A 16366-nucleotide genomic window follows, 5' to 3' on the forward strand; every position below is an offset into this window, starting at 1 on the left:
TTAAAACTACTTTATAAAATAAATTCCATTTAAAAATAAAAGTTAGAAGTTCTTCGAGACACAATAATCGATCTAACTCATGATTTAATTCATTAATTTTAGATTTAGAAAGTTTTAAAGTTAAATTCATAATTGAATTTTTTCTGCTTAGATAGTGATGAAGTTTTTCAGGCATAAAGTATGCAGAATCACACATTAATGCATATGACCAGAAAAAAGGATTATCTTCATATAATTTACCTTCTGGAAATCTTATATGATAATCTTGGATAATCGAAAGTTTATATATTTTATTCCATGCACAAACGTCTAAAAATTGGATAACGTAACTTGTTAATTTAACTAAACCACTAAATTTATGTTGAAAATATTCTTGATTATAACGTTCACAATCATTATCTTCCATTATCAGATTTGTTGAAAAATGTACAAAATCTACTTCATCACTAACAAATCTCGATAAAGCTAACTCATATGCATTATTTTCAACATAATCATCAGAATCTAGAAAAGTAATAAAATAACCATTAGCATAATCAATTCCCATATTTCTTGCTGATGATAACCCACCATTGGTTTTATTAAGAATTTTGACTCGGGAATCTTTATCTGCATATTCTTTTAGAATAAGATGTGAATTGTCTTTAGAGCCATCATTGACACAAATAATTTCAATATCTTTTAAGGTCTGGTTAATTAGACTATCCAAACATTTTTTCAAAAATTTCTCTGTATTATAAACAGGCACTATAACAGTCAATTTAGGTTGCAACATCGAGTATCCTATTTAAACAATAATAAATGCATATTTCTTTTTCTTAAAGGAAAAAGAAACTAATATTTTATTTGGTATTATTTCTTTATTCAATCTAACAAATTGTATTTTTTTGTTAATCCGAAATTTGACTTTAAATGGTTGTTTAACCTTGATTGGAATAATTACATTATCAGTATCATCTTTCCAAGAAACATAGAACTGGTGTACACAATAATTTAAGTATCCTTCTATTTCTTCGCAAAAGTAATATGATGGGAAAATAATTTCTTTAGGAGAAATTTTTAAAGTATTAAATTTATCAAAAGGTTCAGAAACCAAATTTTTATTTCTTAAAATCGTCGTTATTCGCTCAACATTAGTTGTAAGATCCAGCTCACCGTTTTTAATAAACCTATCGTGCTCGTAAGTATCCAAAATTTCTTTAACAAAATCATTACTCTTAGATGCCCCTAATGTTGCAGTTGAAATAGGATGAATTATTCCTCTCCAATTTTCATAACAAGAAAAGAACTCCAATTCTAAAAAAGAATCAAAAGAATCAAAAAATTGTGATAAGGTAATATCAGTATCTAAATATATACCGCCTTCAGTCCATAAAGCATATATTCTAAAATAGTCAGATACAAATGCAAACTTTCTTACCTGATAAGCTTCTTTTACATATCGGTTGTTGTTTGCTAAATGAAGATGATTATCATTCCATTCTACAAATTTATAATCAGGAAGCTTTTTTTTCCAATTAGCTATATTATCAAGAACTTTTTTGGGTTTAGGATTATCACCAAACCAACAGTAATGAATTATTCTAGGAATCATAGTAAATAAAAAGACCTCATCATTTTTTAAAATAACCAAACAAGAAAATACTTAAAGAAAAACAGTATATTCTTTTCATGTAAGACTTGGGTAAATTTGAATTTTTCAATAACTTTAACAAGGCTTCTTTAGTGACATCTCCCCCCCACTGCAAATGCTTTCTTATCATAAAAAAAATAGCATTATATTTTCTTATATTAAGCCCCTTATTAAACATATATTGCAATATTGAATAAATTACTTTAGCTCTATCAATATTATTTCTTCTTTGGACTTCTGGATCAGGGTTATTACATTGTGAATTTTGATTAAGTTTATTATAGATATAATATGTTTTTTTTGTATAAACTAGCTTTTGAGAATTAATTAAATATAATGAATTAAAATAAAAATCTTCAGCAAAACCAAAATAATTATCGGACTCAAGGAATTTAAGGTTAAGCCTTCTTATCTCACTTAAATTATATAATTTAGCATAAGGAGCAGGAAAAGAATCAATACTCAACATATGTATGATCTCTTTTATTTTATTTAATGATAAACTCTCCTGTTCGAAAAAAAAACTTTTAGTTAATCCTTCGTGCTTTTGGTGATAAATATCACAAAATACGCAATTTACACCATCTTTATACATTTTAATTAGCTCTTCAAAATAATTATTAGGTATAACATCATCAGAGTCAATAAATGTAAGTAATTTACCTTTTGCTTTATCAATACCCAAATTTCTTGCTTTATGTGATCCCCCATTCATTTGATAAAAATACTTTATTCTTGAGTCAAACTTAAACTGCTCACAAATAGCTTTCGTAGAATCAGAACTTCCATCATCAATTATAATTAATTCGTAATCAATAAATGATTGAGAAAGTATATTATTTATACAAGAATACGCATAATTTTCTGAATTATACATGGGCAAAACAACTGAAAGTAATGTCATATTTAATCCTACTTAAACACTTTACTAATCTGATTAAACCCAAAATTAAAAAAATATAGAAAAGACGTTGTTTATTTAAAAAAATGATGTTCTATTTTATAGAGCTTAGTAAGCTTAAGTCAATACACTTAATAATTTGAATTGTAGAAAAAACAAGGTTGTTTTCACTTCATAGCTAAAATAATTCTCTCGAAACTCATAAGGCGTTTTCCCCGAAATCGCTTTATGGGGTTTAACTATATTATGCTTATCGTATTAATTTATCTTCAATGAACTTTCCAACCTTAACCAAACGTTTAATTCCATAACAAATGGTTTTATAACGTTCATTCTTACTGGTTAAAGGCACAAAAAGCTACGATCAGGCTTTCTTTAGTACATTATAAATGGTAGGCCGAGTGACCATAAAGCGTTTTGCCAAATCAGTGACCGTTATTTTTTCTTTATGATATAAGTACCATATCTCTTGTCTGTGATAAGGCGTTAGTTTTGTTTTTTATGTATATTCATTACAGTAGTTTCTCAAATTACTGTAAACAGCACGAGCGATTCATACAATAAAAATTAATTCTTATATTGCTAATATAAAAACACCATTCAAAACCCTTTTGTAAACATTTTTCCACATTATAGGCTGGCATGACAATCGGTACATTAGGTAGCATAAGTTATCCTTGAGTTCCTATATTATTTAAATACCATTCAATAGTTTTTCGCAATCCACTTTCAAACTTCTCTTGTGGCTTCCAGCCTAACTGTTTTTGAATTTTCGATGAATCGATAGCATATCGATAATCATGGCCTGGTCTATCAGATATAAATTGAATTAAATCTTGATATCGTTTGATTCCATTTGGGTGTTTTGGAATAAGTTCATCCATCATTGAGCAAATAATTTGTACTGTATCTAAGTTCGTATATTCGCTATTTGCACCAATATTATAAGTCTCGCCAATTTTACCTTTCTTTAAGACAGAATATATAGCTTTGACATTATCTTCTACATATATCCAATCACGTATTTGTAAGCCATTGCCATAAATGGATATGGGCTTGCCTGCCAGTGCCTTAAAAATTACAGATGGAATCAGTTTTTCAGTATGCTGGTAAGGTCCATAATTATTGGTACTATGTGTTATAATAGTTGGTAACTCATATGTGCGATACCATGCTTTAACTAAATGATCACTTGATGCTTTAGAAGCGGAATAAGGACTACTTGGTGAGTAGGGTGTCACCTCTGTAAAAAATGATTTCGTACTACCTAGATCACCATAAACTTCATCAGTTGATACATGGATAAAACGAAATTTCTCTTTATTCTCATCAGACAAATTATTCCAATAATTTCGAGAAGCTTCTAAAAGTGTAAAAGTTCCTATAATATTACTTTCAATAAAAGCAATAGGACTGGTTATTGAATTATCTACATGGCTTTCAGCCGCTAAATGAATCACAGCATCGGGGTGATATTGTTGAAATACACGATCCAATGCTTGTCGATTACAAATATCAACTTGTTCAAAAATATATCTTTCACTGCTAGAAGCCATTGCTAGCGAGTTCAAATTTGCCGCATAGGTTAATTTATCAATATTAATGACATGATCTTGAGTATGTTCGATAATATATCGAATGACAGCAGAACCAATAAATCCAGCTCCTCCTGTTACTAAAACTCTTTTAGTGCTATTAAACAAACTTACCGCCCTATCCCATAATCTCTCAACTTATTTGCAATCGCCGTATGCGACACACCTAATCTTTTGGCCAGCTTTCTTGAGCTTGGGTATTGATCATATAATTTTAATAAGATCTCTTTTTCAAACTGTTTAGTTATTTCATCAAGAGTTTTATTTTCAATATTGTTGACCCACGATAATTGCGATGTGATTGGAGTCGGTAACACAATGTCTTTGACCGTTAACCTAGGCGAGGTCAATTGTGCTAATGCCGAATAAAGTATGTTTTTAAGTTGTCTTACATTACCTGGCCATGAGTAACGGGTCAAATTATCAATAACATTATCATCAATTGTTGGTGGTATGATACCTTGTTTATTGGCATATTCATTTACAAAAATATGCGTAAGTGATTCAATATCGTCTTTACGCTGTTGCAAAGAAGGTAAATTAAGCGATAGTACGTTAAGTCGATAATAAAGATCTTTTCTAAATTTACCTTGTTCAACCAAATCAGCTAAATCGACTTTTGTTGCACAAATAATTCTAACATCGACATAAACTTCATTATCATCACCCACACGGCGGAAATAGCCATCATTGATAAAACGTAATAATTTAGTTTGCATTTGAAAAGACATCTCATCAATGCCATCAAGCAATACTGAGCCACCGTTTGCTTGTTCAAAAAAACCTTTTTTACCCTCAATAGCGCCAGGATAAGCGCCAGCTGCATGCCCGTATAATTCACTTTCAACAACCTCATCAGGCATAGCTGCACAATTTAATGCTAGAAAAGCCTGATCGCCACGTGAACTGTATTGATGACAAGCATTAGCAAGCAAATCTTTACCTGTACCAGTTTCGCCAGAGATAAGCAATGGTTCTCTTTGCATTGAGAATGCTTTAGCTTGAGCAATAAGTTTTTGCATGACTAAACTTTGGCTGGCAAAGATATCAAAAGCTTGAGAACCAACAACCTTTATTTTTGATAACCTTTTTTTTAAATATTCAATTGGTTGTAAAATAAATATTGTTTTAGATGATTCCATCACTTTTTGCAATAAAACGTGCTGAGAATCTAACACAATAATCGTATCATCTTGTCCATCTATATTTATTGTATTATCAAGATTGAAGACCTTTTGATAATTAAAGGGTTGATTTAATACTAAATCGTTTTGAGCAAATAGTGCTCTAGCTACATGATTATAGGCAACCAGAAGTTGGTCATTATCTATTTCAATGATTGCTGCTTGCATACTCTGTCCACTTTTCATTAAGTTTTAATAAATTATCACGACGATGTTGCCACTCAGAACTTTTTGTTAATTCTACATAGGTGATTTTTGTATTGGTTAATAAACATTTTGCTTTATCTGATGTTAAGGAATGAACCTTATCTAATGCTGCTAATTGGTCTAAAATAGCTAATGTCCCTTGCCTATTATTACAAGCCAAAAGCAGATCACAACCAGCAGCTAACGCAGCTTGGGCTCGCTCAGCATGATTCCCCATTACTGAAGCACCTTCCATTGATAAATCATCAGAAAAGATTACACCATCAAAATGTAATTGCTCACGAAGCACTGTTTTAAGCCAATATGGCGAACCGCTAGCAGGTTTATTATTAAAAGCAGGATAGATAACATGAGCAGGCATGATTGCATCAAGTTTTTTATCCGCAATCAATTTGGCAAAAATTTGCATATCGAGTTCAATAAGCGACTTTTCGCGATGATCTACAGGCGTTTCCTTATGTGAATCAGCAATCACATGACCATGCCCAGGAAAATGCTTGCCTGTAGTTTTCATACCTGCAGCATGCATACCATCAATCATAGCGGAAGCAACTTGATAAGCAATATCGACATCTTGATGAAAAGAACGTGTACCGATAGCAAGACAATCGTGACCTAAATCTAAAACTGGCGCATAGCTAAGATCGATATCAAAAGCAATAAGTTCCATAGCAAGAACCCAACCGGCATCAAAAGCCAAAGACTTTGCTTGCTCAAGGTTATTAAGTGCCGCAAACGATTGCGCAGGAGGAATTGCCGTAAACCCCTCTCTAAATCGCTGAACTCGCCCACCTTCATGATCGACCGAAATTAATAAACGCTGTGAAGAGGCAGCTCGAATCTGTTTTATCAATGCCATCAATTGAGCTTGATCTTGATAATTACGACTAAATAAAATCACCCCTGCAATCAACGGATTTTGCAACAGTTTTTTATCTTCTTCAGTTAATGCTAAACCATCAACATCAATCAACAACGGCCCCATTATTGATTATCTCCAATTTGTTTTGATTGTGCATTACTATTGCTATCAGACGGTTTTGGAAAATCTTTCGACGCAACTCTAATTAATATTTCGCCACTTTTCGTTGAAAGTAATTCCATAGCTAAATCGGCATCAGTACTTTCGCTTGGCACTTTATAAATTGTTGTAAAAAGGACATAATTTGCATTCATCGACTTAGCTAAACCAATCATCTTACCTCGTGACACAAGCTTATCATCAGTCGAAATACCCAGTGATTGTTTAGCTTGGATTATCGCTTGTTGATCAACTACAGTGAACGTATTTTGTTTGTGCATTAATTGATGCAATGCATCAGCAATTTTATTATTGGCAAGATAATCACCACTACGGTTTTGAATATCGCTAATTAAAATCAACTTATTATCTGAGTCTAAAGATGACGAACTCACTAATTTACTGATAAATGGTGATAATACCGAATTCCAATCAGTCTGTTTAGCAATTTCAGGAGGCATTTCAATCACACCGGTATCATCAGGTTGATTAACATCAACAGGCGGTTTTACTTCGGTTTTTTGAGAGTTTCCAAGAAGATGACAACCCGCTAACAAAAAAGCTAATGAGCTAACAACAAATATACGCTTGATCTGTTTCATATCATGATTAACCTATTAATCTACCTAAATTTTTACCGCCTAATAAATGCATATGAAGATGAAAAACCTCTTGCCCTGCATCTTTATTACAATTCATGATTAAACGATATCCACTTTCATCAATACCTTCTTGTTTTGCAATTTTGGCAGCAACAACCATCATATGCCCAATAATGGTTTCATCTTCTTCCTTAATATCATTAACGGTTGGAATTAGTTTATTTGGGATAATCAACACATGAGTCGGCGCTTGAGGAGAAATATCACGAAATGCTGTCACCTTATCGTCCTGAAAAACAATATCAGCTGGGATTTCTTTTCGAATGATTTTGCTAAAAATAGTTTCCTGAACCATCAAACACTCCTTTTATACATACGTCTATAAGTAAAAATGATAGGTACTCATAAGCATAGCATATTTTGATAACAAAAATGTATAGAAATCGTTACATTTTAAAATGCATTTTTACAACCACAAAAATCGGTCAGGAAAGGTATTGATTTTATTGAAGTTTTTCCTGCTTTTTTTTGACGTTTTTCAAAAGAATTTCATAAAAAACAGTCATAAAAACAGATACTTCCTATCAACTAAAAGTGACACTGTCTTACAAAGAATCTTGGCATATTCATTTGTCAAACCCAATAACTTGATATATAATGCCTCGTCGATTTCAACCGCCTATTTTTCATGTTCCTTGCTTTCAATGGGTTGCGGTTGCCCCGACAGAAAGCTGATTAATCCGTAGGGAGCGATAATGCGTCATTACGAAATAGTATTTATGGTTCACCCAGATCAGAGTGAACAAGTACCTAGTATGATTGAACGTTATACTGGTACGTTAACCACTGATGGTGGCAAAATCCATCGTTTAGAAGATTGGGGTCGTCGTCAATTAGCCTATCCTATCGAAAAACTGCACAAAGCACATTACGTGTTAATGAATGTTGAAGCAACTCAAGAAGCTGTTAACGAGCTTGAAGATAGCTTCCGTTTCAATGATGCAGTAATTCGCAGTTTAATTATGCGCACAAAACACGCTGTAACTGAAGCTTCACCTATGTTAAAAGCCAAAGATGAACGTCGTAGTTCTGAAGAAGATTTTAACGAAGTAACCATGGACGATGATTCCGACGAATAATCGTTTAATGTTATCGGGTATTGTAAAAAAAACTCCGATACGAAAAATCAGTCCAAGTGGGATCTCGCATTGTCAATTTTATTTAGAACACGTTTCTAAACAAATCGAAGCAGAACTTACAAGACAAGCATGGTGCATAATGCCTGTGATTGTTAGTGGACAACAAGAGCTAAGTTACATAAAAAAAGGCAGCAAAGTTTTAGTTAGTGGCTTTATAAGCACACATACTAAACGCAACCAAACAAGCCAACTTGTTTTACATGCTGACCAAGTTAAACTATTAGGAGAATAGCCAAATGGCACGTTATTTCCGTCGTCGCAAATTCTGCCGTTTTACTGCAGAAGGCGTTAAAGAAATTGATTATAAAGATGTTTCTTTATTAAAAAGTTATATCACAGAAAGTGGTAAAATCGTACCAAGCCGTATCACTGGTACTAGCGCAAAATATCAACGTCAATTAGCTCGCGCAATCAAACGCGCTCGTTACTTGGCATTATTACCATATACTGATAATCATCAGTAATTAGCAACAGAGGGAACATATAATGCAAATTATTCTACTCGATAAAGTTGCTAATTTAGGCAGCTTAGGTGATCAAGTTAATGTTAAAGCAGGTTACGCACGTAACTTTTTAATTCCACAAGGTAAAGCTGTATCAGCAACTAAAAAGAATATCGAATTCTTTGAAGCTCGTCGTGCTGAATTAGAAGCTAAGCTTGCAGAAACATTGAAAGCAGCTGAAGAGCGTGTTGCTCAAATCAATGCACTTGGTAAAGTAACTATTACTTCTAAAGCCGGTGATGAAGGCAAATTATTTGGTTCAATCGGTACTCGTGATATCGCTGATGCTGTTAAAGCTCGTGGTATTCAAGTATCAAAAAGCGAAGTTCGCTTACCAAATGGTGTACTGCGTACTACTGGTGAACATGAAGTGTTCTTCCAAGTACACAGCGAAGCATTTGCTAAACTTATTGTTGATATTATTCCTGAATAATTATCCAACAATAAATACAAAAAGACCCGTCATTATGGCGGGTCTTTTATTATCTATTTCACAATAATTGATTTACCTCGACCTCGAATATCTGATACGGCTTCGGGTTTATTGTCGGTAATTTTTATGGCTTGAATATCACCGCTAAAATCTTGCTGTTTAAAATGATAACCCATCTGTTTAAGTTTATCTTTTAACTTTTCTGGCACTTTATTTTGAAAACGCTCAATAAAGATAAGATTCGCTGGTAATAGTTGATGATGATAACGCGGAGCATCCATTGCCGCTTTTAATGACATATGATTATCAAAAACATTTGTCACAACTTGAAAGATTGAAGTGAAAATTCTTGAACCACCTGGTGTACCAATGACCATTGCAACTTCGTTATCTTTAATAAAAATACTTGGTGTCATAGAAGATAAAGGACGTTTATTTGGTTCTATTGCATTAGCATCTTTGCTCACGACACCAAATTGATTAGCAACACCTGGTTTACTACTAAAATCATCCATTTCATTATTTAGAATGATACCAGTGCCTTCTATTACAACAGCAGATCCAAACCAACCATTAAGTGTGTAAGTATTCGATGCGGCATTGCCCCATTTATCCACAATCGAAAAATGTGTAGTCTGTAACTTTTCACGATTATTATCTAAACCTGGTTTAACTTTTTCAGTAATCGAAATCGCTTTTGGATTAACTTGTTTCGCTCTCTGCGCTAAATAATTAGTATCAATCAATTCAGTGACAGGTACAGAGATAAAATCAGGATCTCCCATATATTCGGCTCGATCGGCAAAAACACGTTTTTCTATTTCTGCTAACAAGTGAATATATTGCGCTGAATTTACTTTTACCTCTTTGAAATCATTCGCTAAATATTGTTTCATTAATAATAATTGAATTAAACCAACACCTCCTGAGCTTGGCGGTGGAGCAGTAACAATCTGCATATCATGCCAGTTAGCAATTAAAGGATCTCGCCATTTAACCTTATAATTTGCTAAATCATTTTCAGTAATTAAACCTTCATTTTTCTCCATCTGTTGTGCAATTAATTTAGCCGTTTCACCTTTATAAAATCCATCGCTACCTTGCTGGGCAATACGATCTAAAACTTTACCAAGCTCAGGTTGTTTAAATATTTTCCCTTCTTGCATTGAACCAAAGTATTGCTTAAAGTGACCATTAGCAGGCGCAAGTTCTTGTGCCTCTTGATAACGTTTAACTAGTTGTTTGTCTACAACAAATCCTTCATTGGCAAATCGAATAGCTGGTGCTATAACCTCTTTCCAAGGTAATTTACCAAAACGCTGATGAACCGCCCACATACCAGCAACAGTTCCAGGCACTCCCGATGCTTTGTAAGAATATAAACTCAAATTAGGAATCACATTTTTATGATCATCAAGATACATATCTTTATCAGCTTTACTTGGTGCAACTTCACGATAATCAATAAAATAAGGCTTACCGTCCATCCAAAGAGTCATAAAACCACCCCCACCAATGTTACCCGCTTCAGGATAAGTAACAGCAAGAGCAAATGCGGTGGCCACCGCAGCATCGGCTGCATTTCCACCTTTTTCGAGCACTTCTTCGGCTGCCTTTGCACCATAATAATCGGGCGAAGCAACTGCGGCAGCTGTTAATTTTTGTGTTACGTTTTCGACAGCTAGTACTTGTTGGCTTATCAGTAAAAATACCATAAAGTAGCAATACTTTATCAATTTACGTTTAAGAGAAAACATTTTGTACCTCCAAATTAAAGTATCATTTATCGTACTCACATAATCCCCAAATACATAAAGCGCATTAATAGATCATGCAACAATAAGTTAAGGGTAACCATCAATATAGCATAGAAAACAAAAATACTGATCGAATATTGATCAGTTATATAGTACATATTTACTCTAATTTACCATTTTAATGGAGTAGCAAAGATTACTAGAACTAAAAAATAATTAACGCAATTATAATTTACTCAATAGAGACTGATGACTAAATGTGAAATGCAATCGATGATAATTAAAATTTGTTATAAAATTTCATCTAGAAGTTTTAAAAAATACTTTCGTTTGGTGTAAAAAATTTTTTACAAAATTAACTGAAAATGTCAACAATGATGTATTTTCTTAACACAGTTAGCGAATAAAATCTTCTCCGTCTAAATAAAACTGATTTTTGTTAAAAACTTTCAGGAAACACTACGTTTGAGTATAAATTTGAGTATAAAACAGTAGTGAATTTAGTAGGGATGATTTCTTAAATCTCAGAGAAAATAAGCATAATTGATATTTATGATTTTAGCTAAAAAAGAGCGTAATCTTTAATGAAATGTATACGCCCTTATATAAAAAATTAAGCTGTTTGAATTTGGTTTTCTGACTTACCTTGCTCATCTTTATACAATTTATTGTCATATAATTTGACAAAAGGAATATAGATTAGCAAAGCTAAAATAGCCGAGAATATGGCAACAATAGCCGCTTTATAATCACCGCCAGTACTAATAAATGCCCCTAATCCCATTGGGGATGGCCATGGAATTAATGCGATGATTGGATGAATAAAACCAGTATTAATAGCCAAATAACCTAATGTTCCGCAAGCCATAGGCGCTAAGAAAAAAGGGAGAGCTAAATAAGGATTGTATACAATCGGCATACCAAAAATAACTGGTTCGTTGATATTGAATATTGCAGGTACTGCAGATGCTCGCCCTAAGATTTTTAGTTGGCTAGACTTAGCAAAAAACGCAATAAAAAATGTCATTAATAAAGTAGAACCTGATCCCCCTAAAATCACGAGTGAATTATTAAATTCACCAGCAAAAGGAATATGTGCTCCCGCTGTATTTTCAGTCATATTAGTTAACATAATAGGGGTAATAAATGCTCCAATAATACTGGCACCATGGATCCCAACTACCCATAGCGCATGAATTAAAAACAGGATAACCATAATACCCAACCAGCTTTTGGTAAGATTGGTTACAAAAGCAAACGGTACAGCTATAATATTGAAAATATCAGTACCAAAATAGATGAAAATACCATTAACAATGATCACAAAAAAGGCAATTACAAAAGTTGGGATCAGTGCGGTAAAAGATCGCGAAACACCTAATGGCACTGTTTCAGGCATTTTTACAACCCAATTTCGTCTAACACATAAAAAATAGAGGTTAGTTGCCACAATGGCCATAACTATTGCAATAAATATACCTGATGTACCCAAGCGAAAGATAAAGGGTTGTAAGCGTAGCCCATTAAAGACTAAATTATTTTGATCATTAAGTAAGGTAATAACCCCATTTTGCATGATCAGTTCAGGCAAAGTCATGAAAAAGGCAAAAACAGATAACATCGCACCATTAAGAGCATTAACTTTAAGGCCTGTTTCTTCTGCTTCGATTTTAGTTAGTTCATAACCAACAACAAAGTTAAAATAAAGAGCCAAAATACCGATTGTCGCCGTGTTAGCAATCATATAAAGATCACTCACTCTAAAAAAAGTATTTTCAAAAAAAACTTCTAATCCCGTAAATGTCATTGGCAATGTGTTAAATACTAAAAACATTGAACCTACAATAGAAAAAGGTACAGACGCCATCCCCGCAGCCATTACGGCTCGAACAATTTTGAATTGCGATATTTTAGCCATGGGCGTCATCAGATATTTCTGCAAAATAACAAATCCCGTATTCATTTTATTGTCCTCTTTTAATTAATAAATTTTTCGTAAGCTTGGATTCTTTTAAAATGCTGATCCCGATTATGTTGAATATTATTTATTTTTTTAAGCATTAAAAACGTAATAATTAAACTCAATACCTGTAATATCGCCAATACATGTAATGTATCTTGCGTCTGTTTTAAAAATGGATAGAAAATTTGATACAAAGGGGTATAGAGAGTAATAATGAGTGCCGTAAAGACTATTGCTAAAGTACGATAAAATAATCTTGCATAAGGCAATTTGTTGCAATGATTACGATAAAGCTTAATTTGTTCCCATGTGGTAAGTATGCCCAAAACAAAAAGAGTAAGCGGTAAAATAGCGACTATTGACAATGAACCTATTAGAAAGGTTGCCCAATAAAGATTCAAAAATAAAAAAAATGCAGTGGTATAGCGAATAACTAAAAATCGATTAAAATAGAGATTAGTTAGGCTGATTTTTTTATGCATTGTTAGATCTTCTGTCATTATGCCACTCCTTATTTAGCTTTTTAGTTTTATTTCTAACTCATGATGTTTTTCATATAGATGTAACATTTCAATTGCCATTTCTCGAAAGCTCATGGTTGTCATTAAGTGATCTTGTGCATGTACCATAATAATTTCCATTGTGATTTTGGTACCTTTGGCATAATTTTGCAGTAGTTCTGTTTGGGAATGGTGTGCTTGTAAGATTTCTTTATTCGCTTCTTCAAGAAGCTGATTTGCGCCAATAAAATCAGCTTGTCTCATCGTCTTAAAAGCCTCGTGGATTTTAGTTTTAGCATTACCACTATACAAAATAATATTAAAAGCAATAAGTTGAATATCCTCTGAGCTCATTTCTTTATTCATTGCTATACCTCTTTTTCAATAAGTTGGATAAAAAGTCGTTTAAATTGGTTAAAGTTTTGTGCTTTTAACAGTTTTGTTTGCATTTCTAAATCGTCAATCAATTTGACAATAGCTTTTGTCATCATTGATAAAGTCGGGTTTTGATAAATAGATGGTGAAATCATAAAGATAAAGTGAATTTTTGGATAATTGTGATCCCAAAATAATCCATCAGGAATAATTGCAATACCAATTTTAGACAATTTTCCCACAGGCATTGCTGGATGTGGTACTACGATAGTTGGGCTAAAGAAAATATCACCTAATAGCATACGATTTTCCATTTGTGCTATCATCTTTTGCTTATAATTGTTATCTTCATTTAGTACTAAAAGATCAAGCAAACCATCTAAAACTTGTTCTTTACTTTGGGTACCACTGCATTGGTAGAAATAATCAGCGGATAGTTCATCTACCATTTGTCCAACATTACTAAGATGATCTAAAGTATTTGATGATGCAAATGTTGATATTGGCTCTGTATGTGTCGAGATAAGCATAATTGGTGACGATAAATGACGACGAATTTTTTGTATATCATCTTCTGTAAAAAATACAGAGACGTGAAAAACAGGGACTTTAAATACTTTTGATGATAGATCAACTGACGAGATAATAAAATCAACCTTATCCAATACTTTGGGTTCAATTTCATAATAGCCTTGCGTTGCAACGATTTTGATTCTTTCATTAAACTCGCATTCAACGCGATTTTTTAGTAGTTGAGCACTACCCTGCCCAGTTGCACAAATAATTAACACTTTAGCCTTTTGTTCATTTTTTAACTTTTCTATCGAAGCTAAAAAGTGCAAAGTCAAATAACCCCATTCATCATCAGGAATCGTAAATTTTTTAAGTTCAGGAAGTTGGTTAAGGTATTTTTTAACTAACTCAAACAATTCTGGAGAGTTTGTTTTAATTTCATCAAGCAATGGGTTTTTCAATTTTATATGCTGTTCTAAGCGGACAATCATCGGTTTTAGGTGCTGAATAATTCCGTTTTTCAATTGCTCATCGTTTAAAAATAAATATCCAGTTTCTTGCTGTATTCTAAATAATAAATTAGTCAAAGATAAATACAGCTCGGAGTTAAAATCATTCTGAATAAAATTTGATTTACTAATCAAATGCAATGTTAAATACATTTGTTCTTCTTTAGGAAAACAAAAACCAATCACTTTTTCTACTCTATTGATGATTTTTTTAGCGACTTGATATTCCAATTTCTTTTTAGTAGATTGTGGCATATCAAGATTTTGAATAGAAAGCCCTAACTGTAACCGTTTGATACTTAATGATAAATGCAAGACGATATTTTGTATCATTACATCAGATAATTTTATTTTTGCCTCACGACACTCATCTAAAATAATAATGGTTAACGTATCTAAGCCAATTACATCATTGAACTTGTTTAAATAAGTTAGATGCTGCAGAAAATTAATCGATTCTTCATGAAAAAAATAGCTCAAAATAAAATGTCGTTTTGCTTTTTCCTCACCTTCAACATAAAACAGAGATTGACTTTTTTTAATAGTAATCCCATAAGGTTGGAGCTGGTGTTTGATTTCTAAAATATCTTTATTTAGTTGAGAAGAGCTAATAAATAATTGTTCAGCTAATTCTTCTATATCGATTTTTTGGCTTTCTAATAATAATAAATTAAGAATATGGTGTTTTCTCTGACATACTTCTCGACAATTTGCTTGTTCTACATTGCGATCTAATAAATGATGCTCAATTAAAAATAAATTGAAAGCTGTTCTATCTTTAATTTGTAATTTGTAACCATAACCTTGTTTACTAATAATAGATCCACCGTGACTTTCAATTAACGATTTCAAATCATTAAGATAAGTGCGAACAGTACGATCTGATAATGCTAACTCATTCGCTAGTAATGCACTGCTTTTGAATAGATCTTTAGAACGAACCAATAAACTAATAAGGTCACGCTGTTTATTTTTAATCACTATCATCCATACCTGTGTCAACTAAAACCATATTATTAATAATATAGTGAATACTTTTAACTATTACATAAGTACACCACACACCAACGTAAGATAGTAAGGCGCTGCTATTTTATTAATCTATTCACAACGCCAAATCATATCGCTAAAGCCGATATATATTGATTTAAATTAGTTTATATTCTCCTCTACTAACTTAGCCAATTGTTCAATGCCTGATTGAACGGGTATATAAGCCTGAAAAGGAATACTCACAACAGGCTTACCGACTTCTTCCCCCAATTTTTTAAATTTATCAAGCATCATCATAGTTTGCGGGCTAATTAAAAAGAGTGAAAAATCACTATTTTGAATCATATTTCCACCTTCGGTTGCCGAGACTGCATCAACCAAAATTGTTTTATCTTTGCTAGCAAAATATTCTGTTACTTTTTTAGCCATTAATGATGATGACATACCTGCCGCACAAATGATTAATGCTTTTTTCATA

General features: G+C 32.6%; 19 protein-coding genes. 4 read left to right on the plus strand and 15 right to left on the minus strand.

Annotation, left to right across the window (positions count from 1 at the left end; translation table 11 throughout):
- From A9G32_RS03355 to A9G32_RS03390, 9 genes are all read right to left on the minus strand, one after another.
- The coding region (locus A9G32_RS03355; RefSeq protein WP_141672873.1) for a glycosyltransferase family 2 protein at positions 1-775 on the minus strand (775 nt) is incomplete at its 3' end.
- Positions 776-787: 12 nt separating this feature from the next.
- Positions 788-1594: a glycosyltransferase family 32 protein gene (locus A9G32_RS03360; protein ID WP_141672784.1), complete on the minus strand. Its 807-nt coding sequence runs from the start codon at positions 1592-1594 to the stop codon at positions 788-790.
- A 19-nt stretch (positions 1595-1613) separates the two neighbouring features.
- A complete protein-coding gene (locus A9G32_RS03365) occupies positions 1614-2537 on the minus strand; it encodes a glycosyltransferase family 2 protein (protein ID WP_051634312.1) in 924 nt (307 codons plus the stop codon).
- A 361-nt stretch (positions 2538-2898) separates the two neighbouring features.
- Positions 2899-3000, minus strand: coding sequence for an HTH domain-containing protein (locus A9G32_RS13550; protein WP_081296745.1), 102 nt, complete (start codon positions 2998-3000; stop codon positions 2899-2901).
- Between the two features lie 205 nt (positions 3001-3205).
- Entirely contained in the window at positions 3206-4237 is a 1032-nt protein-coding gene (rfbB, locus tag A9G32_RS03370) for a dTDP-glucose 4,6-dehydratase (protein WP_065590877.1), read from the minus strand.
- Positions 4238-4239: 2 nt separating this feature from the next.
- Positions 4240-5481 (minus strand): sigma 54-interacting transcriptional regulator, encoded by a 1242-nt coding sequence (locus A9G32_RS03375; protein ID WP_065590876.1) that lies wholly within the window; start codon positions 5479-5481, stop codon positions 4240-4242.
- Positions 5462-6505 carry a beta-N-acetylhexosaminidase gene (nagZ, locus tag A9G32_RS03380; protein WP_065590875.1) on the minus strand — a complete coding sequence of 348 codons (1044 nt, stop codon included), beginning with the start codon at positions 6503-6505 and terminating at the stop codon, positions 5462-5464. Before nagZ ends, A9G32_RS03375 begins: the two co-directional genes overlap by 20 nt.
- Positions 6505-7143: a hypothetical protein gene (locus A9G32_RS03385; RefSeq protein WP_065590874.1), complete on the minus strand. Its 639-nt coding sequence runs from the start codon at positions 7141-7143 to the stop codon at positions 6505-6507. The genes nagZ and A9G32_RS03385 overlap by 1 nt, the downstream gene beginning before the upstream one ends.
- 7 nt (positions 7144-7150) lie before the next feature.
- Positions 7151-7498: an HIT domain-containing protein gene (locus tag A9G32_RS03390; RefSeq protein ID WP_065590873.1), complete on the minus strand. Its 348-nt coding sequence runs from the start codon at positions 7496-7498 to the stop codon at positions 7151-7153.
- 400 nt (positions 7499-7898) lie between these two features.
- Between A9G32_RS03390 and rpsF the strand changes: the two genes are divergently transcribed.
- Genes rpsF through rplI form a run of 4 tightly spaced genes read left to right on the plus strand, consistent with a single transcriptional unit; the run spans position 7899 to position 9278 of the window.
- Positions 7899-8282: a 30S ribosomal protein S6 gene (gene rpsF / locus A9G32_RS03395; RefSeq protein WP_065590872.1), complete on the plus strand. Its 384-nt coding sequence runs from the start codon at positions 7899-7901 to the stop codon at positions 8280-8282.
- Positions 8266-8574 carry a primosomal replication protein N gene (gene priB, locus A9G32_RS03400; protein ID WP_065560729.1) on the plus strand — a complete coding sequence of 103 codons (309 nt, stop codon included), beginning with the start codon at positions 8266-8268 and terminating at the stop codon, positions 8572-8574. Before rpsF ends, priB begins: the two co-directional genes overlap by 17 nt.
- A 4-nt stretch (positions 8575-8578) precedes the next feature.
- Positions 8579-8806: a 30S ribosomal protein S18 gene (rpsR, locus tag A9G32_RS03405; protein WP_025314965.1), complete on the plus strand. Its 228-nt coding sequence runs from the start codon at positions 8579-8581 to the stop codon at positions 8804-8806.
- 22 nt (positions 8807-8828) lie between these two features.
- A complete protein-coding gene (gene rplI, locus A9G32_RS03410; protein WP_065590871.1) occupies positions 8829-9278 on the plus strand; it encodes a 50S ribosomal protein L9 in 450 nt (149 codons plus the stop codon).
- A 53-nt stretch (positions 9279-9331) separates the two neighbouring features.
- Here rplI and ggt read toward each other — a convergent pair whose 3' ends face one another.
- From ggt to A9G32_RS03440, 6 genes are all read right to left on the minus strand, one after another.
- Entirely contained in the window at positions 9332-10993 is a 1662-nt protein-coding gene (gene ggt / locus A9G32_RS03415) for a gamma-glutamyltransferase (protein WP_442902823.1), read from the minus strand.
- A 655-nt stretch (positions 10994-11648) separates the two neighbouring features.
- Complete coding sequence (gene celB, locus A9G32_RS03420; protein WP_065590869.1) at positions 11649-12998, minus strand: PTS cellobiose transporter subunit IIC; 1350 nt, start codon at positions 12996-12998, stop codon at positions 11649-11651.
- Between the two features lie 14 nt (positions 12999-13012).
- Positions 13013-13498: a hypothetical protein gene (locus A9G32_RS03425; protein ID WP_065590868.1), complete on the minus strand. Its 486-nt coding sequence runs from the start codon at positions 13496-13498 to the stop codon at positions 13013-13015.
- 15 nt (positions 13499-13513) lie between these two features.
- Positions 13514-13852: a PTS cellobiose transporter subunit IIA gene (locus tag A9G32_RS03430; protein ID WP_065590884.1), complete on the minus strand. Its 339-nt coding sequence runs from the start codon at positions 13850-13852 to the stop codon at positions 13514-13516.
- A 14-nt stretch (positions 13853-13866) separates the two neighbouring features.
- Complete coding sequence (locus tag A9G32_RS03435) at positions 13867-15876, minus strand: BglG family transcription antiterminator (protein WP_065590883.1); 2010 nt, start codon at positions 15874-15876, stop codon at positions 13867-13869.
- A 171-nt stretch (positions 15877-16047) separates the two neighbouring features.
- Positions 16048-16365 carry a PTS cellobiose transporter subunit IIB gene (locus A9G32_RS03440; protein ID WP_065590867.1) on the minus strand — a complete coding sequence of 106 codons (318 nt, stop codon included), beginning with the start codon at positions 16363-16365 and terminating at the stop codon, positions 16048-16050.
- Position 16366: the final 1 nt, after the last annotated feature.

Source organism: Gilliamella sp. Gris3-2 (genome assembly GCF_001690345.1).
Classification (GTDB): domain Bacteria; phylum Pseudomonadota; class Gammaproteobacteria; order Enterobacterales; family Orbaceae; genus Gilliamella; species Gilliamella bombi.